22 protein-coding genes are annotated in these 24,242 nt (G+C 69.4%); 18 read left to right on the plus strand and 4 right to left on the minus strand.

The features are described from left to right. Positions 1 to 53 precede the first annotated feature (53 nt). From M8J74_RS13260 to M8J74_RS13270, 3 genes are all read left to right on the plus strand, one after another. Positions 54 to 752: an HAD family hydrolase gene (locus M8J74_RS13260; protein WP_249836579.1), complete on the plus strand. Its 699-nt coding sequence runs from the start codon at positions 54 to 56 to the stop codon at positions 750 to 752. 437 nt (positions 753 to 1,189) lie between these two features. Beyond that, positions 1,190 to 2,794, plus strand: coding sequence for an ABC transporter substrate-binding protein (locus M8J74_RS13265; RefSeq protein WP_249836580.1), 1,605 nt, complete (start codon positions 1,190 to 1,192; stop codon positions 2,792 to 2,794). Between the two features lie 67 nt (positions 2,795 to 2,861). After that, a complete protein-coding gene (locus M8J74_RS13270; protein ID WP_249836581.1) occupies positions 2,862 to 4,442 on the plus strand; it encodes an ABC transporter substrate-binding protein in 1,581 nt (526 codons plus the stop codon). A gap of 70 nt (positions 4,443 to 4,512) precedes the next feature. Here M8J74_RS13270 and M8J74_RS13275 read toward each other — a convergent pair whose 3' ends face one another. Further along, entirely contained in the window at positions 4,513 to 5,184 is a 672-nt protein-coding gene (locus tag M8J74_RS13275) for a response regulator (protein ID WP_058926326.1), read from the minus strand. Between the two features lie 14 nt (positions 5,185 to 5,198). Continuing rightward, positions 5,199 to 6,221: a RecB family exonuclease gene (locus M8J74_RS13280; RefSeq protein WP_249836582.1), complete on the minus strand. Its 1,023-nt coding sequence runs from the start codon at positions 6,219 to 6,221 to the stop codon at positions 5,199 to 5,201. Between the two features lie 174 nt (positions 6,222 to 6,395). Between M8J74_RS13280 and M8J74_RS13285 the strand changes: the two genes are divergently transcribed. The 3 genes from M8J74_RS13285 (at position 6,396) to M8J74_RS13295 (ending at position 9,879) form a co-directional block, all read left to right on the plus strand. Next, positions 6,396 to 8,150, plus strand: a complete 1,755-nt coding sequence (locus M8J74_RS13285; protein WP_249836583.1) for a site-2 protease family protein — start codon at positions 6,396 to 6,398, stop codon at positions 8,148 to 8,150. Positions 8,151 to 8,188: 38 nt separating this feature from the next. Next, positions 8,189 to 9,088 (plus strand): tRNA (adenine-N1)-methyltransferase, encoded by a 900-nt coding sequence (locus M8J74_RS13290; RefSeq protein WP_020939007.1) that lies wholly within the window; start codon positions 8,189 to 8,191, stop codon positions 9,086 to 9,088. A 221-nt stretch (positions 9,089 to 9,309) separates the two neighbouring features. After that, on the plus strand, positions 9,310 to 9,879 hold the full coding sequence (locus tag M8J74_RS13295; RefSeq protein ID WP_249836584.1) for a hypothetical protein: 570 nt from the start codon (positions 9,310 to 9,312) through the stop codon (positions 9,877 to 9,879). A gap of 59 nt (positions 9,880 to 9,938) precedes the next feature. On the opposite strand, the gene M8J74_RS13300 is transcribed toward M8J74_RS13295, so the two are convergent. Continuing rightward, the gene (locus M8J74_RS13300; RefSeq protein ID WP_058926330.1) at positions 9,939 to 10,244 is read right to left on the minus strand and encodes a ferredoxin; all 306 of its coding nucleotides are present in this window, start codon (positions 10,242 to 10,244) and stop codon (positions 9,939 to 9,941) included. A gap of 243 nt (positions 10,245 to 10,487) precedes the next feature. Here M8J74_RS13300 and arc point away from each other — a divergent pair, with 243 nt between their 5' ends. The 6 genes from arc to prcA all read left to right on the plus strand — a co-directional run bounded on the left by arc (position 10,488) and on the right by prcA (position 16,630). Beyond that, entirely contained in the window at positions 10,488 to 12,254 is a 1,767-nt protein-coding gene (gene arc / locus M8J74_RS13305; RefSeq protein WP_058926331.1) for a proteasome ATPase, read from the plus strand. Between the two features lie 245 nt (positions 12,255 to 12,499). Beyond that, positions 12,500 to 14,011 (plus strand): depupylase/deamidase Dop, encoded by a 1,512-nt coding sequence (gene dop / locus M8J74_RS13310; RefSeq protein ID WP_372500166.1) that lies wholly within the window; start codon positions 12,500 to 12,502, stop codon positions 14,009 to 14,011. Between the two features lie 188 nt (positions 14,012 to 14,199). Then, positions 14,200 to 14,418 (plus strand): ubiquitin-like protein Pup, encoded by a 219-nt coding sequence (locus tag M8J74_RS13315; protein WP_058928511.1) that lies wholly within the window; start codon positions 14,200 to 14,202, stop codon positions 14,416 to 14,418. A 9-nt stretch (positions 14,419 to 14,427) separates the two neighbouring features. Continuing rightward, positions 14,428 to 15,018: an endonuclease VII domain-containing protein gene (locus M8J74_RS13320; RefSeq protein ID WP_249836585.1), complete on the plus strand. Its 591-nt coding sequence runs from the start codon at positions 14,428 to 14,430 to the stop codon at positions 15,016 to 15,018. Then, positions 14,970 to 15,815 carry a proteasome subunit beta gene (gene prcB, locus M8J74_RS13325; protein WP_249836586.1) on the plus strand — a complete coding sequence of 282 codons (846 nt, stop codon included), beginning with the start codon at positions 14,970 to 14,972 and terminating at the stop codon, positions 15,813 to 15,815. The genes M8J74_RS13320 and prcB overlap by 49 nt, the downstream gene beginning before the upstream one ends. 59 nt (positions 15,816 to 15,874) lie before the next feature. Then, complete coding sequence (prcA, locus tag M8J74_RS13330) at positions 15,875 to 16,630, plus strand: proteasome subunit alpha (protein WP_249836587.1); 756 nt, start codon at positions 15,875 to 15,877, stop codon at positions 16,628 to 16,630. 60 nt (positions 16,631 to 16,690) lie between these two features. Here the strand turns inward: prcA and M8J74_RS13335 are convergent, their stop codons facing one another. Continuing rightward, entirely contained in the window at positions 16,691 to 17,707 is a 1,017-nt protein-coding gene (locus M8J74_RS13335) for a LacI family DNA-binding transcriptional regulator (protein WP_249836588.1), read from the minus strand. A gap of 88 nt (positions 17,708 to 17,795) precedes the next feature. Here M8J74_RS13335 and M8J74_RS13340 point away from each other — a divergent pair, with 88 nt between their 5' ends. The 6 genes from M8J74_RS13340 to M8J74_RS13365 all read left to right on the plus strand — a co-directional run bounded on the left by M8J74_RS13340 (position 17,796) and on the right by M8J74_RS13365 (position 24,149). Further along, entirely contained in the window at positions 17,796 to 19,055 is a 1,260-nt protein-coding gene (locus M8J74_RS13340; RefSeq protein WP_249836589.1) for an MFS transporter, read from the plus strand. 9 nt (positions 19,056 to 19,064) lie between these two features. Beyond that, a complete protein-coding gene (pafA, locus tag M8J74_RS13345) occupies positions 19,065 to 20,426 on the plus strand; it encodes a Pup--protein ligase (RefSeq protein WP_030955459.1) in 1,362 nt (453 codons plus the stop codon). Positions 20,427 to 20,561: 135 nt separating this feature from the next. Next, complete coding sequence (locus M8J74_RS13350; RefSeq protein WP_249836590.1) at positions 20,562 to 21,566, plus strand: FKBP-type peptidyl-prolyl cis-trans isomerase; 1,005 nt, start codon at positions 20,562 to 20,564, stop codon at positions 21,564 to 21,566. A 57-nt stretch (positions 21,567 to 21,623) separates the two neighbouring features. Continuing rightward, complete coding sequence (locus tag M8J74_RS13355; RefSeq protein WP_249836591.1) at positions 21,624 to 21,995, plus strand: FKBP-type peptidyl-prolyl cis-trans isomerase; 372 nt, start codon at positions 21,624 to 21,626, stop codon at positions 21,993 to 21,995. Between the two features lie 185 nt (positions 21,996 to 22,180). Continuing rightward, on the plus strand, positions 22,181 to 23,134 hold the full coding sequence (locus M8J74_RS13360) for a helix-turn-helix transcriptional regulator (protein WP_249836592.1): 954 nt from the start codon (positions 22,181 to 22,183) through the stop codon (positions 23,132 to 23,134). Between the two features lie 19 nt (positions 23,135 to 23,153). Further along, on the plus strand, positions 23,154 to 24,149 hold the full coding sequence (locus M8J74_RS13365) for a helix-turn-helix transcriptional regulator (RefSeq protein WP_249836593.1): 996 nt from the start codon (positions 23,154 to 23,156) through the stop codon (positions 24,147 to 24,149). Positions 24,150 to 24,242: the final 93 nt, after the last annotated feature.

The following is a 24,242-nucleotide window of genomic DNA, read 5'->3' on the forward strand; positions in this document are numbered from 1 at the left end:
GCCGGTTCCCCGCGCGGGAACCGGCCTGCTCGTCCCCAAGGAGGTGCGCCCGGATGACAAGCACGGTCCCCGCGCTCGGAACCCGTACGGCCGAAGGCTCAGCACTGCAGGCCGTGCTCCTCGACATGGACGGCACTCTGGTGGACACCGAGGGCTTCTGGTGGGACGTCGAGGTCGAGGTCTTCGCCGCCCTCGGTCACACCCTCGACGACTCCTGGCGCCACGTCGTGGTCGGCGGCCCCATGACCCGCAGCGCAGGGTTCCTGATCGAGGCCACCGGCGCCGACATCAGCCTCGCCGAGCTCACGGTGCGGCTCAACCAGGGCTTCGAGGACCGTATCGACCAGGCCCTGCCCCTGATGCCGGGCGCCGCCCGGCTGCTCGCCGAACTCTACGAGTACGAGGTCCCGACCGCCCTGGTCTCCGCCTCCCATCGGCGCATCATCGACCGGGTGCTGACCTCGCTCGGCTCCCAGCACTTCGCCCTGTCGGTCGCCGGCGACGAGGTGCGGCGCACCAAGCCCCACCCCGACCCCTACCTGGTCGCCGCCGCCGGGCTCGGCGTGGACCCCGCCAGATGCGCCGTCGTCGAGGACACCGCGACCGGCGTCGCGGCGGCCGAGGCGGCCGGCTGCCATGTCGTGGCCGTCCCCTCCGTCGCCCCCATCACCCCCGCCGAGCGGCGGACCGTGGTGAACTCGCTCGAACAGGTCGACCTCGCCTTTCTGCGCGGGCTGATCGCCGGCCGATGACGGAAATGCGCCGCCCGTTCACACAGCGTGCGGCGCGGATAGCGCGGCGAATTCCGGCGCGGGCGCGCGAGCGAATTCGAACCCATCCGGACGGCCGAATTCCGGTGGCTCACCCCGTTGTTGATGTGTGAGGTTCACCACGCGCACAGGGGTCGACAGCCTCGGTTCGCTGTGCTGCGCACGCCCTTTCCCGGGTCTGCGGCGGGACCTTGTGTCCCGATTGATGGAAAGCTGCACGAATCCTTCCGCTGTCGGGTTTTCGGTGTGTCCACGCCCGGTTTCGCTGCGTGATGGCCGCTCAACTCCGGTGACCGCGAACCTCCCCGCAGGTGCGGACTAATCTCGTCGCGAGAACCGTCGCCCTTACCCCCGTGTGCCGCCGCGACACCCCTGCATGCCGGTTACACGGACCTGAACAGCTCTGGAGAAACACGAGCATGAACCGCAAGACTTTGGTGCTGCCGGCCGTCGTCGGCCTGCTCGCGCCCGTGCTCGCCGCCTGCGGCGGCTCCGACAGCGGCAGCGATGGTGGCGGTGCCATCAAGGTCGGCACCACCGACACGTTCACGGCGACGAAGTCCGCCCCGGCACCCCTGGACCCGGCCTACGCCTACGACGTCGGCACCTGGAACATCCTGCGCCAGACCGTGCAGACCCTGATGATCCAGCCCAAGGGCGAAGGCGCCCCGGTGCCCGAGGCCGCCAAGAGCTGTGGCTTCACCGACAGCGGCAACGAGCGCTACGCCTGCACCCTGCGCGACGGCCTGAAGTTCGCCAACGGCGACAAGATCACCGCGGCCGACGTGAAGTACTCCATCGACCGCGCGCGTGCCATCAAGGCCGACTCCGGCGTGTCCGCCCTGCTGAACACCATCGACACCGTCGAGACGCAGGGTGACAACGAGGTCATCTTCCACCTCAAGACCGCCGACGCCACCTTCCCGTACAAGCTGTCGACCCCGGTCGCCGGCATCGTCAACCCCGACGACTACGAGAAGAACAAGCTGCGCGACGGCTTCGACATCGACGGCTCCGGCCCCTACACCCTGTCGACGGACGTCAAGAACGACGCGATCGTCACCGCCACCTTCACCAAGAACCCCAACTACAAGGGGACGCTGAAGGTCAACAACTCCAAGGTCCAGATGGTGTCCTACCAGGACGCCTCGGCCATGGGCGCCGCCCTGGACAAGGGTGACATCGACGTCATGACCCGCACGATGTCGCCGGAGCAGATCCAGAAGCTGTCGAACAGCACCAGCGACAACGAGGACCTGGTCGAGCTGTCCGGCCTGGAGATCCGCTACCTCGCCTTCAACACCGACGCCAAGTCCGTGAAGGCCAAGGCGGTCCGGCAGGCGATTGCCCAGCTGATCAACCGCGGCGAACTCGTCTCCAAGGTCTACGGCACCCAGGCCGAGCCGCTGTACTCGCTGGTCCCGGCGAGCATCACCGGCCACTCCAACTCGTTCTTCAACAAGTACGGCGACCCCAGCACCGCCAAGGCCAAGGCCCTGCTGACCAGTGCCAACATCACCACCCCGGTCAAGCTGACGCTGCACTACACGACCGACCACTACGGGCCGGCCACCGCGAAGGAGTTCAAGATCCTTCAGCAGCAGCTCAACAGCAGCGGTCTGTTCGACGTCAGCATCCAGGGCTCCAAGTGGGACGACTTCGTCCCCGCCGAGCGCAAGGGCAAGTACGACGTCTGGGGCATGGGCTGGTTCCCCGACTTCCCGGACGCCGACAACTACGTGGCGCCGTTCCTCGACACGGACAACTTCCTGAAGCTGCCGTACAGGAACAGCCGGATCATCAACACCCTGATCCCGGACTCCCGGCGCGAGGCCGACCGCCTCGCCGCCGGCTCCGACATCACCACGATCCAGGACATCGTCGCCGAGGACGTCCCGATCATCCCGCTGTGGCAGGGCAAGCAGTACGTCGCCGCCCGCGACAACGTCACCGGCACCGCCTATGCTCTCAACTCCTCCGCGACCCTGCAGCTGTGGGAGCTCGGCCGTGGGGTGAGCGGCTAGTCTCTTGGTGCCCGGGGCCCGGGGACGGCGGCCCCGGGGTCCCGATACCGACGACAAGGCACATGCTGTGAACATGCGCAACCAGTGGCCGGTCCTGCCCATAGTGGCGGGGCTGGCCTCCGGCCTGTTGACCGGCTGCGGCGCGGGCGACGGCGATTCCGGGGGAACCGGGCCCTCCGTGGTCATGGGGATGTCCGACGACGTCCTGGCCACCGACCCCGCCTCCGGTTACGACCCCGGCTCCTGGCTGTTGTTCAACAATGTCTTCCAGTCGCTGCTCGCCTTCCCCAACGGAGGCACCGAGCCGGTGCCCGAGGCCGCCAAGTCGTGCGACTTCGCCGACACCGCGACCAAGGTCTACCGGTGCACCCTCAAGGACGGCCTGAAGTTCAGCAACGGTGACTCGCTCACCTCCGAGGACGTCAAGTTCTCCTTCGACCGCATGCTGAAGATCAACGACGACGCCGGTCCGGCGATCATGTTCCCGATGCTGGGCAGGATCGACACACCGGACGCGAAGACGGTCGTGTTCCACCTGAAGGAGCCCGACGCCACCTTCCCCAGCAAGATCGCCTCCGGCGCGGGTTCCATCGTCGACCACAACGCGTACGACGCGGACAAGCTCCGCAAGGACGGCAAGGCCGTCGGCTCGGGCCCCTACAAGCTGGACTCCTTCGACGACGGCAAGGCCGTCTTCTCGGTCAACGGCAACTACAAGGGCACCGCGAAGGTCAAGAACTCCGGCGTCACCCTCAAGTTCTTCCACGGCGACCAGGCCAAGCTGAAGCAGGCCCTCCAGAACGACAAGATCGACATCGCCTACCGGGGCCTGAGCGCCGGCGACATCGCCGACCTGCAGAACGCCGACAACAAGGCCACCACCGAGGTCGTCGAGGGCAGCAGCGCCGAGGTGCAGCACCTCGTCTTCAACATGAAGGACCCGGTCGCCGGAAAGCTCGGCGTGCGCAAGGCCATCGCCTACCTGCTCGACCGCGACGCCCTCATCAAGAACGTCTACGAGGGCACGGCCACCCCGCTCTACTCGATCATCCCGGCCGGCATCGTGGGCCACAACACGGCGTTCTTCGACACCTACGGCGCCAGCCCCTCACCGGCCAAGGCCGCCGCCGCCCTCAAGGCCGCGGGCATCACCGGCAAGGTCAAGCTCACCCTCTGGTCCACGCCCTCCCGCTACGGCCCCGCCACCGACCAGGAGCTCAAGGCCATCGCCGGACAGCTCAACGCCAGCGGCCTGTTCGACGCCGACGTCAAGTCCGTCTCCTTCGACCAGTACGAGAAGGACATCGCCAAGGGCAAGTACGGCGTCTACGTCAAGGGCTGGGTGCCGGACTACCCGGACGCCGACAACTTCACCGCCCCCTTCTTCGGCAAGGGCAACGTCCTGAGCAACAACTACCGCAACGACACCATCACCGGCACGCTTATCCCGCGCACCGCCGCCGAGAGCGACCGCGCCGCCACCGACAACGACTACGGCAGGCTGCAGGACATCGTCGCCCAGCAGCTGCCCGTCCTCCCGGTCTGGCAGGCCAAGCAGTACGCGGTCACCCGCGAGAACGTCTACGGCCTCGAGTACTGCCTCGACGCCTCGACGGTCTTCCGCTTCTGGGAACTCAGCAAGAGCTGAGCGACGGCCCCGCACACACGAAAGGGCGCCCCTCGGCCACAAGGGGCGCCCTCCGCCGTCACCGGCCCCGCTACTGCGCGCCGGGGCGCACCAGCCCGCTCTCGTACGCGTACACCGCGGCCTGCACCCGGTCCCGCAGCCCCAACTTCGTCAGCACATGACCCACATGCGTCTTCACCGTCGTCTCGCTGACGAACAGGTCGGCCGCGATCTCGGCGTTCGACAGACCGCGCGCCACCAGCTTCAGCACCTCCACCTCACGCTCGGTGAGCGTGTGCAGCGTGTCCGGCACCGGCTCGTCCCCGGAGGGCAGATGCGTGGCGTACTTGTCCAGCAGCCGCCGGGTGATGCTCGGCGCCAGCATGGCCTCACCCGCCGCCACCACCCGGATCGCCTGCACGAGCTCATTGGCCGGCGCGTCCTTCAGCAGGAACCCGCTCGCCCCCGCCCGCAGCGCCTCCACCACGTACTCGTCGAGGTCGAAGGTGGTCAGCACCAGCACCTTCGCCGGGCCGTCCCGGCCGGGCCCGGTGATCTGCCGGGTCGCCTCCACCCCGTCCATCCGAGGCATCCGGATGTCCATCAGAACCACATCGGGCTGCAGCGCCCGCACCTGGTCGAGGGCCTGGAGGCCGTCTCCGGCCTCGCCGACGACCGCGAGATCCTGCTCCGCCTCCAGGATCATCCGGAAACCGGTACGCAGCAGCGGCTGGTCGTCGACCAGTAGGACGCGGATGGCCACGTGACACTCCTTCGCTAGTCCGGCCCCATTCTGCCCTGCGGGACGTCCCCCGACCCGACCGCCCTCACCGGCAGCGGATACGGCGGGGGAGTGCCCCCGAACTCCGGGCAGTGCGCCTGGTGGTCGCACCAGCCGCACAGCTTCGTCGGCCGGGGCCGCCAGTCGCCGGACTCGGTGGCCTGCCGGATCGCCTCCCACAGCGCGAGCAGCTTCCGCTCGACCCGCTCCAGGTCGGCGAGGACCGGGTCGTACGTCAGAACGTCCCCACTGCCGAGGTACACCAGCTGCAGCCGCCGCGGGACCACCTTCTTCAGGCGCCACACCACCAGGGCGTAGAACTTCATCTGGAACAGCGCGCCTTCGGCGTACTCCGGCCGGGGCGCCTTGCCCGTCTTGTAGTCGACGATCCGCACCTCGCCCGTCGGCGCCACGTCGACCCGGTCGATGATCCCGCGCAGCGTCAGCCCCGAGTCCAGCTCCGCCTCCACGAACAACTCCCGCTCCGCGGGCTCCAGCCGGGTCGGGTCCTCCAGCGTGAACCACCGCTCCACGAGCCGCTCGGCCTCGCCCAGCCAGCGCGCCAGCCGCTCCCCGTCGGGATCGTCCTCGAACAGCTCCACGACCTCCGGCCTGCTCTCCCGCAGCCGGTCCCACTGACCCGGGATCAGGGACTTGGCGCGTGGCGCCGTCCGCTCCGCGGCGGGCGCGTCGAAGAGCCGCTCCAGCACCGCGTGCACCAGCGTCCCGCGGGTCGCCGCCTCGCTCGGCTTCTCCGGCAGCCGGTCGATGACACGGAAGCGGTACAGCAGAGGGCACTGCATGAAGTCACCGGCACGCGAGGGCGACAGACTCGCCGGCGCCATGGCGGCAGGCCGGTCCGCCTCCGCCGCCGCCCCCACGACCGCTGCCGCCGTCACCGCGGTCATCACCGTCGCCGTCACCGTCGGCACCGCCGTCTGCTCGGCCACCTCAGGAAGATCCACCGGTGCCGGACCCCCGCCATGGGCCTCAGCCGTGCCCTCCGCGCTGTTCTCCATGCCCACAGACCTTACGGCCCGCCACTGACAGTGACCCACCCACCGGCGCGACAGGCGCCGCCGCCGGGGAAACACCGGGGGTGCCGGGGCGGAACGCACCGCGACGGACGCATACCATCGACCCCAAGACCCTTCCGCCCGGCAGGCGCGGAACGCTTCGAACGAGGGGACATCGTGGACCAGAGCGGCGGGAGCGGGCAGCCGCGGCCCGGCACCGACGAGCCGGCCGGGCCCCACACGGCACCGGCCACCCCCTCACCCGGCCAGACCGACGCACAGCCCACGGACGCACGACGGACCACCACGACCAGGGACGCCGCCAAGGGAGACCCCTCGATGGGCGACAGCACGCCGACCACCGACACCGGGACCACCCCGGCCGACAGCGCCCCGAACGCGCACCGCGACGAGCACGGGCACCCACGCCGGGACACCACCCCGGAGGACGGCCCCGCTCCCCAGGAGCACCCCGGCCGGCCCGCCGCCCCGCAGAGCGACGACGCCTCCCCGGCACACCGCCCCGCGCAGCCGGACACCGACCGGCCGACCCCCACGAACGACACGGACGCCGCAGACGCCACGGACGCCGGCCAGGCCGCCCCGGACGAGCCCGCAGGCCGCCCCACCGCCCCCCACACGCCCGCGGACCACCCCACCGCCCCCGACGCCGGCCACCGCGCCGCGCACGGCGCAGGCACCGCCCCCGGCCACATGTCCCACCCCGACCGCACCCTCGCCCACTCCGGCGCCAAGAACCCCCCGCCACAGCGCCGCGAATCCCCCCGGGGCGGACTCCTCATGGGCCGCCCCTTCGGCGTACCCGTCTACGTCGCCCCCAGCTGGTTCCTCGTCGCCGCCCTCATCACCTGGGTCTTCGGCGGCCAGCTCGACCGCGTCCTGCCCGAACTCGGCGCCGCCCGCTACCTGGTCTCCCTCTTCTTCGCGGTCGCCTTCTACGCCTCCGTCCTCGTCCACGAACTCGCCCACACCGTCGCCGCCCTCCGCTTCAAACTCCCGGTCCGCCGCATCCAGCTCCAGTTCTTCGGCGGCGTCTCCGAGATCGAGAAGGAAGCCGAGACCCCCGGCCGCGAGTTCGTCCTGGCCTTCGTCGGCCCCCTGCTCTCCCTCGTCCTCGCCGGGATCTTCTACGTCGCCATGCAGCCCGTCGAGCCCGGCACCGTCCCCGGCGTCCTGCTCGCCGGCCTGATGATCTCCAACCTCATCGTCGCCGCCTTCAACCTCCTGCCCGGCCTCCCCCTCGACGGCGGCCGGATGCTCCGCGCCGTCGTCTGGAAGATCACCGGCAAGCCCATGAACGGCACCGTCGCCGCCGCCTGGGTCGGCCGCGCCCTCGCCGTCTCCGTCCTCATCGGCCTGCCGCTGCTCACCCAGTCCGGCGCCCTCGGCTCCACCGCCGAGGACAGCGTCGGCATGGACACCGTCACCGACGCCCTGCTCGCCGCCATCCTCGCCGCGATCATCTGGACCGGCGCCGGCAACAGCCTCCGCATGGCCCGCCTGCGCGAACACCTCCCGGAACTGCGCGCCCGCAACCTCACCCGCCGCGCCGTCCCCGTCGAGACCGACACCCCCCTCTCCGAGGCCCTGCGCCGCGCCAACGCCGCCGGCGCCCGCGCCCTCGTCGTCGTCGACGCCGACGGCACCCCGCTCTCCCTGGTCCGCGAGGCCGCCATCGTCGGCGTCCCCGAACACCGCCGCCCCTGGGTCGCCGTCAGTGGCCTGGCCCAGGAACTCACCGACGGCATGCGCGTCTCCGCCGAACTCGCCGGCGAGGACCTCCTCGACGTCCTGCGCGCCACCCCCGCCACCGAGTACCTGGTCGTCGAGGAGACCGGCGAGATCTACGGCGTACTGTCCGCCGCCGACGTCGAGCGGGCCTTCGTCAAGGCCATGGCCCGCCCCTCCTAGTGGTCGGCGGCCCCCGCAAACCCCGGTAGGCTGTTCACATGTCCGAACCGACCGGTGCCGCCCGCAGGCGCGGGCCCTTCAAGGTCGGGGACCAGGTTCAGCTGACCGACCCCAAGGGCCGCCACTACACGTTCACGCTCGAAGCCGGAAAGAACTTCCACACCCACAAGGGTTCCTTCCCGCACGACGAGCTGATCGGCGCACCCGAGGGCAGCGTTGTCCGCACCACCGGTAACGTCGCCTACCTCGCGCTGCGCCCCCTGCTCCCCGACTACGTCCTGTCCATGCCCCGCGGGGCAGCCGTCGTCTACCCCAAGGACGCGGGGCAGATCCTCGCCTTCGCCGACATCTTCCCCGGCGCCCGCGTCGTGGAGGCCGGAGTCGGCTCCGGCTCGCTCAGCAGCTTCCTGCTGCGCGCCATCGGCGACCAGGGCATGCTCCACAGCTACGAGCGCCGCGAGGACTTCGCCGAGATCGCCCAGCAGAACGTCGAGCGCTACTTCGGCGGACCGCACCCCGCCTGGCAGCTCACCGTCGGCGACCTCCAGGACAACCTCTCCGACACCGACGTCGACCGCGTCATCCTCGACATGCTCGCCCCTTGGGAATGCCTCGAGGCCGTCTCCAAGGCACTCGTCCCCGGCGGCATCCTGTGCTGCTACGTCGCCACCACCACCCAGCTCGCCCGGACCGTCGAGTCCATCCGCGAGATCGGCTCCTTCAACGAGCCGACCGCCTGGGAGACGATGATCCGCAACTGGCACATCGAGGGCCTGGCCGTCCGCCCCGACCACAGGATGATCGGCCACACCGGCTTCCTCCTCACCGCCCGCCGCCTCGCCGACGGCGTCGAGCCCCCCATGCGCCGCCGCCGCCCCGCCAAGGGCGCCTACGGCGAGGACTACGCCGGCCCCAACGCCGACGGCGGCGGCCGCTGACCCGGCCGCACCCCCGCAGCAACGCACGGACGCCGCGGTCGAGTTCCGGGACAATCCACCGGAACTCGACCGCGGCGCCTTTCTCCTGACAGCACGCCACGAACCGCACAAACCCGGCGGGCTCCGTTCGTCATCCCGCACCCCGCCGTTCCCCCGCACTGTGACGTGTGGCACGATGCGAGCCACCCCCACCGGCACAGCCCTCACAGGAGACGCTCCTAGTGCAGCAACCCGCCGTCCCGGAACTGGCACACACGCACACCCGGCCCATCCACTGGGTCGCCACCGCCACGGCGGTCGCCGGCGTCATGGCCCTCTCCTCGGTCCTGCAGCCCAACTCGGCGACAGCCGCCCAGACCACCGCCCCGCACACGAAGACCGTCCACGCCGCCGCACCCGGCACGGCCGGAGTCGACTTCCCGATCACCTGCGGCCCGGTCAAAGCGGTCGTGCACAAGAAGACCACCGGAGACCTCGACGGCGACGGCAACCCCGAAACGGTCGCGATCGTGCACTGCGACGCCCCCATGGGCACCCCGCCCGACGGCGTCTACGTCCTCACCCGCGCCTCGAACGGCACACCCCGCCTGGTCGCCACCCTCCTCGACCCCAAGGCCGGAGACACGGTGAGCGACCTCGCGATACGCGACGGCGCCGTCAACGCCACCCTGCTCGGCTACTCCACCGACAACGTGCCCCGCTGCTGCCCCGACGTCACCGACCACGTGAAGTGGCAGTGGAAGAGCGGCACGTTCGTCCGCTCGGCACCCGCCGCCACCCACAGCGTCTGAGTCACGCCCCCCGGCCCATGTGAGAAATCAGACAACCGTAACGGCCCGCACCCGTTACCTCACTCAGCGTCCGGACCGAAGACCTCGACCCTGTCCGAAACGCGACGCACATGGATGCACTCGCCCGGACACTCCTTCGCCGAGTCCACCACGTCCGTCAGAAGCGGCAGCGGAACACGCGTCGTAGCGCCCTTCTCCTGCAACAGCTCGTCCGCCGGGCCCTTCACGTACGCCAGACCGTCGATGTCCAGCTCGAACACCTCCGGCGCGTACTGCGCGCAGATCCCGTCGCCGGTACACAGGTCCTGATCGATCCAGACCTCCAGCTGATCGCCGCCGGCCACGGCCTCCTGCTGCACGCTCATCTCTCCTGCCGTTTGAAAGTCGAGCTGGCGGGAATCGGGCCAGCTCTGACGGGTGTTGAACACTGTGACCCTACCTCCGGCAGCTTTCCAATCATGTTCGGTGGGTATTCCCCTGGCGTGAGGGAGAGCGCAAGGGTGAAGATCGGACACACCCCGACCGTCTTTGTGATCTAGGGGTTTCAATCGACACCCACCCAGGTAGGGTCTGGAAGCGTCCAGCTCCCCTTGGAGGAGGTGAGGACCGTGGCAGCCCACGACGACGACATGAACCGCGGCATCCGCCCGGGACGCGGGTCCGACGACCCGGCCGGGCAGATTGCCTACCTTGAGCAGGAGATCGCCGTCCTGCGACGCAAGCTCGCCGACTCTCCGCGACACACGAGGATTCTCGAAGAGCGGATCGTCGAGCTGCAGACCAACCTGGCCGGCGTGTCCGCCCAGAACGAGCGACTCGCCAACACACTCCGCGAGGCCCGCGACCAGATCGTGGCCCTCAAGGAGGAGGTCGACCGGCTCGCACAGCCACCGGCCGGCTTCGGCGTCTTCCTCGAAGCCAACGAGGACGGCACCGCCGACATCTTCACCGGGGGCCGCAAGCTCCGGGTGAACGTCAGCCCCAGCGTCGACCTCGAAGAACTCCGGCGCGGCCAGGAAGTAATGCTCAACGAAGCGCTCAACGTGGTCGAAGCCATGGAGTTCGAGCGCGTCGGGGACATCGTCACCCTCAAGGAGATCCTCGAGGACGGCGAACGCGCCCTGGTGCTCGGGCACACCGATGAGGAGCGGGTGGTACGGCTCGCCGAGCCACTGCTGGACGTGAACATCCGCCCCGGTGACGCCCTGCTGCTCGAACCCCGCTCCGGCTACGTCTACGAGATCGTCCCCAAGAGCGAAGTCGAAGAACTCGTCCTCGAAGAAGTACCGGACATCGGCTACGAGCAGATCGGCGGCCTCGGCGGCCAGATCGAGGCCATCCGCGACGCCGTCGAGCTCCCGTACCTCTACCCCGACCTCTTCAAGGAGCACGAGCTCCGCCCGCCCAAGGGCGTCCTGCTCTACGGACCCCCCGGATGCGGCAAGACACTCATCGCCAAGGCCGTCGCCAACTCGCTGGCCAAAAAGGTCGCCGAGGTCACCGGCCAGGCCCAGGGCAAGAGCTTCTTCCTCAACATCAAGGGCCCCGAGCTCCTCAACAAGTACGTCGGCGAGACCGAGCGGCAGATCCGCCTCGTCTTCCAGCGCGCCAGGGAGAAGGCCAGCGAGGGCACCCCCGTCATCGTCTTCTTCGACGAGATGGAATCCCTCTTCCGCACCCGCGGCTCCGGCGTCAGCTCCGACGTCGAGAACACCATCGTCCCCCAGCTGCTCGCCGAGATCGACGGAGTCGAAGGCCTGCAGAACGTGGTCGTCATCGGCGCCTCCAACCGCGAGGACATGATCGACCCCGCCATCCTGCGCCCCGGCCGCCTCGACGTGAAGATCAAGATCGAGCGCCCGGACGCCGAGGCCGCCAAGGACATCTTCGGCAAGTACCTCACCGAACGCCTCCCGCTCCACGCCGACGACCTCGGCGAACACGGCGGCAGCAAGTCGACCACCGTCGAAAGCATGATCCAGACCGCGGTCGAGCACATGTACGCGGAATCCGAGGAGAACCGCTTCCTGGAGGTCACCTACGCCAACGGTGACAAGGAAGTCCTCTACTTCAAGGACTTCAACTCCGGCGCCATGATCGAGAACATCGTCGGCCGCGCCAAGAAGATGGCGATCAAGGACTTCCTCGACCACAACCAAAAGGGCCTCCGCGTCTCTCACCTCCTCCAGGCATGCGTGGACGAGTTCAAGGAGAACGAGGACCTGCCCAACACCACCAACCCGGACGACTGGGCCCGAATCTCCGGAAAGAAGGGCGAACGGATCGTCTACATCCGTACCCTCATCACCGGAAAGCAGGGCGCCGACACCGGACGCTCCATCGACACGGTGGCGAACACCGGTCAGTACCTGTAAAGACAGGGCGGCTGCGGGTGCCCTCACCGGGGTACCCGCAGCCGACTGTTTTTCCGGCAACCAACCGGAACCAAGGCGAGCAAGGCAATGACGCAAATGATCTCCCCACCAGCGCAAAGCCGTTCTAGGCTCTTCGGTACCGCCGAGTCGCGCAGTGCGGGGACGGGCACCGCACACGCACCGGAGCGCCAGCGGTACTTGAGCGGCGTCCCCGACCGAGGGCGCCGCCGGGCAAGGAGGGCCGCATGACCGTACGGCGAGTAATGGGCATCGAGACGGAGTACGGCATCTCCGTCCCCGGCCACCCCAACGCCAATGCCATGCTCACCTCGTCCCAGATCGTCAACGCCTACGCGGCGGCGATGCACCGGGCCCGCCGGGCCCGCTGGGACTTCGAGGAGGAGAACCCGCTGCGGGACGCGCGCGGCTTCGACCTCGCACGTGAGGCCGCCGACGCCAGCCAGCTCACCGACGAGGACATCGGCCTCGCCAACGTGATCCTCACCAACGGCGCACGGCTCTACGTCGACCACGCACACCCCGAATACAGCGCACCCGAAGTCACCAACCCCCGCGACGCCGTCCTCTGGGACAAGGCCGGCGAGCGCATCATGGCCGAGGCCGCCGAACGCGCGGCCCAGCTCCCCGGCGCCCAGCCGATCCACCTCTACAAGAACAACACCGACAACAAGGGCGCCTCCTACGGCACGCACGAGAACTACCTGATGAAGCGGGAGACCCCCTTCTCGGACATCGTGCGCCACCTCACGCCCTTCTTCGTCTCCCGCCAGGTCGTCACCGGCGCCGGCCGCGTCGGCATCGGCCAGGACGGCCACGAACACGGCTTCCAGCTCAGCCAGCGCGCCGACTACTTCGAAGTCGAGGTCGGCCTCGAGACCACCCTCAAGCGCCCCATCATCAACACCCGCGACGAACCCCACGCCGACGCCGAGAAGTACCGCCGCCTGCACGTGATCATCGGCGACGCCAACCTCTCCGAGATCTCCACCTACCTCAAGCTCGGCACGACCGCCCTGGTCCTGTCCATGATCGAGGACGGATTCATCGCGGTGGACCTGGCCGTGGACCAGCCCGTCCGCACCCTCCACCAGGTCTCCCACGACCCGACCCTCAAGCGCCTGGTCACCCTCCGCAGCGGCCGCACACTCACCGCGGTCCAGCTCCAGATGGAGTACTACGAGCTCTCCCGCAAGTACGTCGAGGAACGCTACGGCGCCGACGCGGACGAGCAGACCAAGGACGTCCTGACCCGCTGGGAGGACACCCTCAACCGCCTGGAACACGACCCGATGAGCCTGGCCGGCGAGCTGGACTGGGTCGCCAAGCGCGAACTCATGGAGGGCTACCGGCGCCGCGACGGCCTCGACTGGGACGCCGCCAAGCTGCACCTCCTCGACCTGCAGTACGCGGACGTACGGGCCGAGAAGGGCCTGTACAACCGCCTGGAGGCCCGCGGCCGCATGAAGCGGCTGCTGACCGAGGACGAGGTCGAGCGGGCCCGCACGAAGCCCCCGGAGGACACCCGCGCCTACTTCCGCGGCCGCTGCCTCGAGCAGTACGCCGACGACGTCGCCGCGGCCTCCTGGGACTCCGTGATCTTCGACCTCCCGGGCCGGGACTCGCTCCAGCGTGTCCCAACCCTCGAACCGCTTCGCGGAACGCGAAATCACGTCAAGGAGCTCCTCGACCGCTGCCGGACGGCGGAAGACCTGGTCAGGGTGCTGTCGGGCAACTGAGCGGGTACCCGGGCGGCCTCCGCCGAACAGGGTGGAAAGTCCGCCGTCCGGGAATCATCGAGGTGGTCCTCGTACGTTGGAGAAACGCAGGGCCATTGTCAGACCCGGCTTGTAGGGTCTGATCATCACCGATCGGCAGGAATGCCGACCTGTCGACCATGTCGGGCGAACTGAGCGGGGTGAGGGTCATGGCAACCAAGGACACCGGCGGCGGCCAGCAGAAGGCGACGCACTCGACCGAACAGGCCGAGGAGCAGACGACCGAAGCACAGGGCTCCGAAGACCTGAAGGAACGACACGAGAAGCTGAGCGACGACGTCGACTCGGTTCTGGACGAGATCGACGACGTCTTGGAGGAGAACGCCGAGGACTTCGTGCGGTCCTTCGTTCAAAAGGGTGGACAGTAAGTCACATCCGTGAACGACGGGGGATCGAAAAAGTGCTCGGCATGCCAGGAGCTGCTCCCGGTCGGCGCATTCGCGGCGAACAGATCGAGGCCTGACGGCCTGCAGGCGAACTGTCGCGAATGTGCGGCCGAGTACTACCGGCGACGCCAGGAAGCGCGGGGCAGGACGGTTCGGCAGAAGGTGGACGTGCCCGAGGGGCACAAGTTCTGCCGGACGTGCGGCGAGACCAAACCCCACGGCGAGTGGCATCGCAACGCGACTGCGTCCGATGGTCTCTCGACTCGCTGCAAGGCGTGCCGCGCGGTCCGGAGTCGGCAAGATCATCTGAAGCGTGAGTACGGCCTCACCGAAGCCGAGCGCGACGAAATGGTCGCTGCTCAAATGGGGCTGTGCGTGATCTGTCTAAAGGCTCCCGCCGCGCATGTGGATCATTGCCACAAGACGGGTAAGGTCCGAGGCGTACTGTGCTTCAACTGCAATTCGGCCATCGGCAAGTTGGGTGACGATCCCGACGCCGTCCGCCGGGCCGCCGCTTACTTGGAAGGAATCGCGTGGAAGCCAACACTCGTAGCACCGGGCGTCTACCAGCTGCCTTCCTGACGCCTGGGTCCTCGTCCTTCATGGACTTCCTGTCGGAGCACCAGCCTGAGATGCTGCCCGGCAACCGTCAACTGCCGCCCACGCAGGGTGTGATCGAGGCGCCGCACGGCACCACGATCGTGGCCGTGACGTTCCCGGGCGGTGTCGTGCTGGCCGGTGACCGCCGGGCCACCATGGGCAACATGATCGCCCAGCGCGACATCGAGAAGGTCTTCCCCGCCGACGAGTACTCGGCCGTCGGTATCGCCGGCACCGCCGGTCTGGCCGTGGAGATGGTGAAGCTGTTCCAGCTGGAGCTGGAGCACTTCGAGAAGGTCGAGGGCGCCCAGCTGTCGCTGGAGGGCAAGGCGAACCGCCTGTCGACCATGATCCGTTCGAACCTGGGCATGGCGATGCAGGGTCTGGCCGTGGTGCCTCTGTTCGCCGGGTACGACGTGGATCGGGAGAGGGGCCGGATCTTCTCCTACGACGTCACGGGCGGCCGCAGCGAGGAGCACGGCTACGCGGCCACGGGCTCCGGTTCGATCTTCGCGCGCGGGGCCATGAAGAAGCTCTACCGTGAGGATCTGACCGAGGACCAGGCCACCACGCTGGTGGTGCAGGCCCTGTACGACGCGGCAGACGACGACTCGGCGACCGGTGGTCCCGATGTCGCCCGCCGGATCTATCCGATCGTCACCGTGATCACCGAGGACGGTTTCCGCCGGCTGACGGAGGACGAGTCCTCCGAGATCGCCCGTTCGATCCTGGCGCGGCGGCTGGAGCAGCCCGACGGCCCGCGGGCCGCGCTGCTGTAGCGGCGGCCGGTCTTATCAAGGTGATCCAGTTGACCTCGACAGAAAGGGACGGGTAACCGGTGTCGACGCCGTTCTATGTCTCCCCCCAGCAGGCCATGGCCGACCGGGCGGAGTACGCCCGCAAGGGCATCGCCCGTGGTCGCAGCCTGGTCGTGCTCCAGTACGCCGACGGCATCGTGTTCGTCGGTGAGAACCCGTCCCGTGCGCTGCACAAGTTCAGTGAGATCTACGACCGGATCGGTTTCGCGGCCGCCGGCAAGTACAACGAGTACGAGAATCTGCGGATCGGCGGTGTGCGCTACGCGGACCTGCGGGGGTACACCTACGACCGGGACGATGTGACGGCTCGCGGTCTGGCGAACGTCTACGCGCAGACGCTGGGCACGATCTTCTCCTCGGCCGGCGAGAAGCCGTACGAGGTGGAGCTGGTCGTGGCCGAGGTGGGTGAGACGCCGGAGGGTGATCAGATCTACCGGCTGCCGCACGACGGGTCGATCGTGGACGAGCACGGTTCGGTCGCGGTGGGCGGCAACGCTGAGTTGATCAGCAACTACCTCGATCAGCAGCACCGGGAGGGCATGTCCCTCGCGGAGGGGCTGAAGCTGGCGGTGCAGGCTCTGTCGCGTGAGTCGAACGGCACGCAGCGGGAGATTCCCGCGGAGCGTCTTGAGGTGGCGGTGCTGGATCGTACGCGTCCGCAGGCGCGGAAGTTCAAGCGGATCGTGGGTCGGCAGCTGGCCCGGCTGCTGGAGGCCGGCGGGGCGTCGACGGAGGCGGAGAGCAGCACGGAGGGTGAGGGTCCGGACGAGGAGTAGTCCGCCACTGTTTTGTCCTGTGTGTGCCCCGGTCGCTGGTGCGGCCGGGGCACGCGGCGTTCAGGAGGCGTTGGGCGGGGCTGTGGAGCCTCGTACGACCAGGGTGACGGGGATGTCGCCCGCGTCCGGTGTGCGGCCGTCCAGGACGGCCAGGAGGGCTTGCATGCCGCGTTCGCCGACTGTCTCGGCGTCCAGGCGGACGGTGGTCAGTTCGGGTTCGAGGGCGGTGGCGAGGGCGAGGTCGTCGAGTCCGGTGACGGAGATGTCGTCGGGGATGCGCAGGCCGAGGCGGCGGATGGCCTTGTAGGCGCCGGCGGCGAGTTTGTCGTCGTCGCAGACGAGCGCGGTGGGGTGGGGGCCCGGTGCGGTGAGGGCGGTGGTCGTGGCGGTGAGGGCCGCTTCGATGGAGAGGGCGGAGTGGGCCGTGCGCACGGAGGTGCCGGGGGTGGTGGTGACGCGGTCGGCGAGTTCGCGTGCGCGGACCTCGAAGGTCCAGGAGGGGACGTCGGCGGCGAGGTGGAGGAAGCTGCGGTGTCCTTGGGCGAGGAGGTGGTCGGCGATCTGGCGGACGCCGTCGGTGATGTCGAGGTTGACGGTCGCGGCGCCGAGGCTGCCTGCGGGGTCGCTGTCGAGCATGACGAGGGGCAGTTGGTCGCCGCGGATCTCGGTGAGGGCGTCGGCGGCCATGGAGGAGGCGATGACGCCGTCGAGGGCGGCCTGGGCGGAGGCGAAGGGGTCGCGGGCGGGGCCGATGCCGGCGGGGGAGGGGTAGAGGACGACGCCGAAGCCGTGGCGGGCGGCGACGCGGGCGGCGCCGGTGTAGACGCCGGCGAAGAACTCGTTGGTGAGGGCGGGGACGACGAGGAGGACGGTGCGGGTGCGGCCGAGGCGGAGGTTGCGGGCGGCGAGGTTGGGGCGGTAGCCGAGGTCGCGGGCGGCTTCGCGGACGCGTTCGGCGGTGGCGGCGGAGACGCGGCCGCGCCATTTGTCGCCGAGGACCAGGGAGACGGCGGCCTGGGAGACGCCGGCGGCCTGGGCGACGTCTCGGCTCGTGGGGCGGGTGCTGCCTCGTGCCACCGTCGGCCTGCTCCTTCGTGTGGACTGGTGAACAGCGCACATGGTACGTATGGGAGTCGACGTTATACGTAAAACTTGGAGGCGGGGCATGGCCGCGGGATACCTGGAGATCCTCAGGGCGCGGCATGCCGCGCGTCTGCTGGCGGGCACGCTGGTGGGCCGGCTGCCCAATGCCACCGCGGCCATCGCGATCGTGCTGTTCGTCCGCGCGGAGGGCGGCACGTACAGCCTGGCCGGCGCGCTGGCGGCGGTGTACGGGGTGGCCAACGCGGTCGGGCAGCCGGTGCTCGGGCGGCTGGTGGACCTGCACGGGCAGCCCCGTGTGCAGCTGCCCGCCGCGCTCGCCTCGGCGCTCGCCATGGCCTGCTTCGCCGTCACGGACACCGATCCGCTCGCGCTCGCCTATGTGTGCGTGGCGGCCGCCGGGCTGTTCACGCCGCCTCTGGAGGGCGGTCTGCGGGCGCTGTGGCCGGGTGTGCTGGGCCGGGAGGAGCAGGTGCACACGGCGTACGCGATGGACGCCGTGGCGCAGGAGGTGATGTTCGCGGCCGGGCCGCTGCTGGTGACGCTGTGCGTGTCGCTGTGGTCGGCGGGGGCGGCGCTGGTGGTGGTGAACGTCCTCGGGGTCCTCGGGGCGCTGTCGGTGGTGGTGTCGCCGCCTTCGCGTGCGTGGCGGTCGGCGCCGCGCGAGGCGCACTGGCTGGGCGCGCTGCGTTCTCCGGGGCTGCTGGCGCTGCTGGGGGCGTTCCTGTTCGTGGGCATGGCGCTGGGGTCGATCACGGTGGCTTCGGTGCCGTATGCCGACGAGCACGGCGGGGACGCGGTGTACGGCTGGATCATGGCGGCGATCGGGCTGGGCGCGCTGGTCGGGGGGACGGTGTACGGGGCGCGGCGGTGGACCGGGGAGCCGGCGCGGCGACTGCAGGTCCTGGTCGCTCTTCTGGCGGTGTGTTACCTGCCGCTGATGCTCATGCCGGGTGCGGTGGCGATGGTGTTGCTGACGGTGGTCGCCGGGTTGTTCCTGGCGCCGGTCATCGCGTGCGCGTTCGTCCTGGTGGACCGGCACGCGCCGCGGGGGACGGTGACGGAGGCGTTCTCGTGGATCGTGACGACGTTCACGGTCGGGGCGTCGGTGGGAACGGGCCTGGCGGGTCCGGTCGTCGAGGCGGGCGGGGCCGTGTGGGGGTACGCCGTTCCGGGTGCGGCGGGGGGTGTGTCGCTGCTGGTCCTGCTGGCCACGGGGCGGGTCCTCGCAGCTCCCGGCGGGCCGCGGGTAGTTGCCGCTTGTTCGGAAAATGATCCAAACCGTGCCGTCGAACCCCGTTTCAGCTCAGGGGATCGGGCGTAATGTTCAGTCATGGACCGCCGCATTTTCGGGCTGGAGAACGAGTACGGCGTCACATGTACGTTCAGGGGACAGCGCCGCCTGTCTCCCGACGAGGTGGCGCGGTACCTCTTCCGCCGTGTCGTGTCATGGGGCCGCAGCAGCAATGTCTTTCTGCGAAACGGCGCCCGCCTCTATCTCGACGTGGGCTCACATCCGGAATACGCGACACCCGAATGTGACAACGTGACCGAACTGGTCACCCACGACAAGGCCGGCGAGCGCATTCTGGAAGGGCTTCTGGTAGACGCCGAACGACGCCTGCACGAGGAGGGAATCGCGGGCGACGTCTACCTCTTCAAGAACAACACCGACTCGGCGGGGAACTCCTACGGTTGTCATGAGAACTATCTCGTGGCCCGGCACGGGGAGTTCTCGCGGCTGGCGGACATCCTCATCCCGTTCCTGGTCACGCGACAGCTGTTGTGCGGGGCGGGCAAGGTGCTGCAGACGCCGCGCGGTGCGGTGTACTGCGTCAGCCAGCGGGCCGAGCACATCTGGGAGGGCGTCTCCTCGGCGACGACCCGTTCCCGGCCGATCATCAACACCCGCGACGAACCGCACGCGGACGCCGAGCGCTACCGCCGGCTGCATGTGATCGTGGGCGACTCGAACATGTCCGAGACGACCATGCTGCTGAAGGTCGGGGCGACCGACCTGGTGCTGCGCATGATCGAGGCGGGCACCGTGATGCGTGACCTGACCCTGGAGAACCCGATCCGGGCGATCCGCGAGGTCAGCCACGACATCACCGGCCGGCGCAAGGTGCGCCTGGCCAGCGGCCGGGAGGCCTCCGCGCTGGAGGTGCAGCGCGAGTACTACGAGAAGGCCGTGGACTTCTGCGAGCGCCGCGGTATCCGTACCGGCACCGTCGAGCAGGTCCTGGAGCTGTGGGGCCGCACGCTGGACTCGATCGAGTCCGAGGACCTGGACCGTATCGGCACCGAGATCGACTGGGTGATGAAGTACAAGCTCATCGAGCGGTACCGGGCCAAGCACAACATGACCATGTCCCACCCGAGGGTCGCGCAGATAGACCTCGCCTACCACGACATCCACCGCCGTCGTGGCCTGTACTACCTGCTCGAGAAGAAGGGCCAAGCGGCCCGTATCTGCAACGACTTGAAGATCTTCGAGGGCAAGTCCGTGCCGCCGCAGACCACTCGGGCCCGGCTGCGCGGTGACTTCATCCGCAGGGCCCAGGAGCAGCGCCGGGACTTCACGGTCGACTGGGTGCATCTCAAGCTCAACGACCAGGCGCAGCGCACGGTGTTGTGCAAGGACCCGTTCCGTTCGGTGGACGACCGGGTGGAGAAGCTGATCGCGGGAATGTGAGCGATGTGAGGTACCTGTTCCGGTGAAAGACCGGAACGCAACGCGGGCGCCGTACGTTTTCAGTGCGGCGCCCTTCTCACGCCGTAGAGTTGCGCGCACGCCAGTCCACAAGATCGACCGATTGAGGCCCCCACCGTGCGCCGACGCTCCCTACTCATCGCCGTGCCCGCCGGATTCGCCACGCTCGCCGCGTGCGGCGACGGCGGCAAGTCCGACTCGGCCAAGGCCAGCGACAGCGCGTCGCCCTCCGCCTCGGCCACGTCCGCCGCGCCGCCGCCGAAGATCGTCGACGGTCCGCTGCCGGCGGTCACCGCGGGCACGAAGTTCGGTGAGAAGCCGACCGTGGCGAAGGGCAGCGGCGATCCGTCGAAGCAGCTCGCGGTGAAGACGCTCATCGCGGGCAGCGGCAAGACCGTCGCGGAGAACGACTACATCCAGGCCCACTACCTCGGCCAGATCTGGAACACGGCGAAGGTCTTCGACAACTCCTACGACCGCAAGTCCCCGCTGCTCATCCAGCTGGCGCAGGGCAGCATCATCGACGGCTGGCGCTATGCCCTGGCCGGCAAGAAGGTCGGCAGCCGCGTCATGTTCTCGGTCCCGCCGACCTGGGGGTACGGCACGTCGGGCAATGCGCAGGCGGGCATCAAGGGCACCGACACGCTGGTGTTCGTCGCCGACATCCAGGACACGTTCAACGCGTCGAGCTCGGCGAAGGGCACGAACGTCGCGCAGAGCGACGCGAAACTGCCCAAGGTCGGCACCAACACCGACGGCAAGGCGCCCTCGATCGAGGTGCCCAAGGGCGCCGCGCCGACGACGCTGGTGTCGAAGTACGTCATCGAGGGCGACGGGGACGAGGTCAAGGCCGACAGCAGCGTCCTGGTGCAGTACAAGGGCGTGCTGTGGGACGGCGGCAAGGAGTTCGACTCGACGTACGGCCGCAAGGCGCTGATGTCGTTCTCGCTGCAGCAGGTCGTCAAGGGCTGGGCGCAGGGCCTGACCGGCAAGAAGGTGGGCAGCCGTGTCCTGATCGTGGTGCCGCCGAAGCTGGGTTACGGCGACAACCCGCCGCCCAACAGCGGCATCAAGAAGGACTCGGTGCTGGTCTTCTCGGTCGACATCCTCGCGAAGATGTAGCGCCGTGAGGTGTAAGACTGTGCGTGTTGCCTTTCCGACAAGCAGGAGCTGAAAGACGTGAGCATCGAGAAGCCCGAGATCGACTTCCCGGGCGGCGAGCCCCCGGCGGACCTCGAGATCAAGGACATCTGGGAGGGCGACGGCGCCGTTGCGCAGGCCGGGCAGACCGTCACCGTCCACTACGTGGGCGTGGCCTTCAGCACCGGTGAGGAGTTCGACGCCAGCTGGAACCGCGGCACCCCGTTCCGCTTCCCGCTGGGCGGCGGCCGCGTCATCAAGGGCTGGGACCAGGGTGTGCAAGGCATGAAGGTCGGCGGCCGCCGCCAGCTGACCATTCCGGCCCGCCTCGCCTACGGCAACCAGAGCCCGACCCCGGCGATCAAGCCGGGCGAGACGCTGATCTTCGTGGTCGACCTGCTCGGCGTCTGATCGTCGTACCGCGTTCGGTCGCGGTCGTACGGGATCGGTTCACGGTCGGTTCGTCGTGCGACGGCCGACCGGACCCGATCACCTGGGGTCCATGCCTGCCCGGGCATGGGCCCTCGGCTTTTGCCGCGCCACTTCGGGGCGGTACGGTCAACGTCGTCAAGGACCATAGGGAGGCGAAGGGCGTCGTGGCCATTGCCAAGGCCGAGCGGCTGATGAACCTGGCGCTGTGTCTGCTCGGGACGCGGCGGCCGCTCAGCAAGCGCGAGCTGCGTGAGTCCATCGAGGCGTACCTTGAGGCCAGCTCGGAGGACGCCTTCAGCCGGATGTTCGAGCGCGACAAGGACGATCTGCGCGAACTGGGCCTGGTCATCGAGACGGTGGAGAACCTCGACGGCGAGGTCGGCTACCTGGCCCGCCGTGACAGCAACCGTCTGCCCCCCGTCACCCTGGACGCCGAGGAGGCCGCCGCGCTGGGCCTGGCCGCCAAGGTCTGGCAGCAGGCCCGGCTCGCCGGTGCGGCCAGCGGCGCCCTGCAGAAGCTGCGCGCGGCCGGGCTGCCCGAGGACTTCGACCCGTACGAGGCGCATGGCGCCCTGGAGCCGCGCATCCCGGTGCACGAGGCCGCGTTCGAGCCGCTGATGCTGGCCTGCCGCGACCGGCGTCCCGTCGTCTTCGACTACCGCAAGGCCAACGCCGCCCGCCCCGAGCCCCGGCATGTGGAGCCGTGGGCGCTGGAGTGCTGGCGCGGCCACTGGTACCTGGCCGGTTTCGACCGCGACCGGGGTGCCGAGCGGGTGTTCAGGCTGTCGCGGATCACCGGCAAGGTCCGCAGCCGCGGCGGCCGGTTCACCGTCGAGATCCCGGACGTCGTCACCGTCCGTGAGACAGTCGCGAGCTGGGCGGGGGAGACCGCGGACCGTTCCGCGCTGATCCGGCTGCGCTCGGGCGCGGGGTACCCCCTTCGGGCGAAAGCCACCTCGGTGCGGGAACTCGGCGACGGGTGGGACGAGTTGGAGATTCCGTACGGGCACGGGCTGGATGCCTGGCTGGTGGAGTTCGGGCCGGACGTGGTGGTGCTGGAGCCGGCCGAGCTGCGCGCGGACGTGGTGGACCGGCTGCGTGCCGTGGCCAAGGGCTGAGGGGGAGCGGAGCGAAGCAGTGGCAGGCAAACCGGTCAGGCCCGTGAACGCCATCGACCAGACCCGGCGGATGCTCTCCCTGGTGACGTATCTCAAGGAGCGCCCCGGAGCCCGGGTCGAGGACGTCGCGCGCGCCTTCGGCATCAGCGAGGACGAGCTGGTCTCCGACCTCGACGTGCTGCCCATGTGCGGCACCAGCTTCCGGGGCGGTGACCTGCTCGACATCGACACCGACGGCGAGCGCATCTGGTGGCACAACCCCGACGACGTCGCCGAGCCGCTGCGGCTGGCCGCCGACGAGGCGACCGCGCTGCTGGTGGCGGCCCGTGCGGTGGCGACGCTGCCCGGGCTGCGCGAGGGCGACCGGCAGGCCCTGCTGCGGGCCACCGCCAAGGTGGAGACGGCGGCGGGCGAGGCGGCCGGCGCCAGCTCCCGGCTGTCGGTGACCTTTGAGTCGGAGGGCGGGGTCTTCGCCGACGTCGACCGGGCCATCTCCGAGCGGCGCCGGCTGTGGATCCGCTACTACTCGCCGGCCCGCGACGAGGTCACCGAGCGGGAGATCGACCCGATCCGCCTGGTCAGCGTCGGGCACACGTACGTGGAGGCGTGGTGCCGTCGTTCCGAGGCGCGCCGCACCTTCCGGCTGGACCGGGTCGCCGAGATCAAGATTCTCGACGAGCCGTCCGCGCCGCCCGAGGTGGAGCTGCGGGATCTGTCCGAGGCGCTGGTGCAGCCGGCCGCCGAGGACCCGGAGGTCGTCATCGAGGTCGGTCCGGGCGGCCGCTGGGTCGCCGAGTACTACCCGCACGACAGCGCGGATGAGCTTGCGGACGGCGGGCTGCGTATCACTCTGCGGACCCCCGATCCGGCGTCGCTGCGGCGGCTGGCTCTGCGGCTCGGGCGCGACGGCCGGATCGTGTCGCCGCCCGACCTCGCGGACAGCGCCCGTCACGCGGCCCGCGAGGCGCTGCTGGCGTACGACGGGGTGGGGGCGGCGCACGACAGCCGGGAGTGACCTCTCGGGGACGCGCCGGTGTCCGGGGGGACGCGGGCGCGCGGGGGGCCGACGGGTGAGCCCGGCCGCCGTTGTGGCAGCGGCCGTGTCGCC

The organism is Streptomyces panaciradicis (assembly GCF_023516615.1).
GTDB lineage: Bacteria > Actinomycetota > Actinomycetes > Streptomycetales > Streptomycetaceae > Streptomyces > Streptomyces panaciradicis.

Coding starts and splice junctions, on each gene's coding strand:
- M8J74_RS13260 (WP_249836579.1), top strand. CDS start 54: ATGACAAGCACGGTCCCCGCGCTCGGAACCCGTACGGCCGAAGGCTCA.
- M8J74_RS13265 (WP_249836580.1), top strand. CDS start 1,190: ATGAACCGCAAGACTTTGGTGCTGCCGGCCGTCGTCGGCCTGCTCGCG.
- M8J74_RS13280 (WP_249836582.1), bottom strand. CDS start 6,221: ATGGAGAACAGCGCGGAGGGCACGGCTGAGGCCCATGGCGGGGGTCCG.
- M8J74_RS13290 (WP_020939007.1), top strand. CDS start 8,189: ATGTCCGAACCGACCGGTGCCGCCCGCAGGCGCGGGCCCTTCAAGGTC.
- M8J74_RS13300 (WP_058926330.1), bottom strand. CDS start 10,244: ATGAGCGTGCAGCAGGAGGCCGTGGCCGGCGGCGATCAGCTGGAGGTC.
- dop (WP_372500166.1), top strand. CDS start 12,500: ATGACCGTACGGCGAGTAATGGGCATCGAGACGGAGTACGGCATCTCC.
- M8J74_RS13315 (WP_058928511.1), top strand. CDS start 14,200: ATGGCAACCAAGGACACCGGCGGCGGCCAGCAGAAGGCGACGCACTCG.
- M8J74_RS13340 (WP_249836589.1), top strand. CDS start 17,796: ATGGCCGCGGGATACCTGGAGATCCTCAGGGCGCGGCATGCCGCGCGT.
- pafA (WP_030955459.1), top strand. CDS start 19,065: ATGGACCGCCGCATTTTCGGGCTGGAGAACGAGTACGGCGTCACATGT.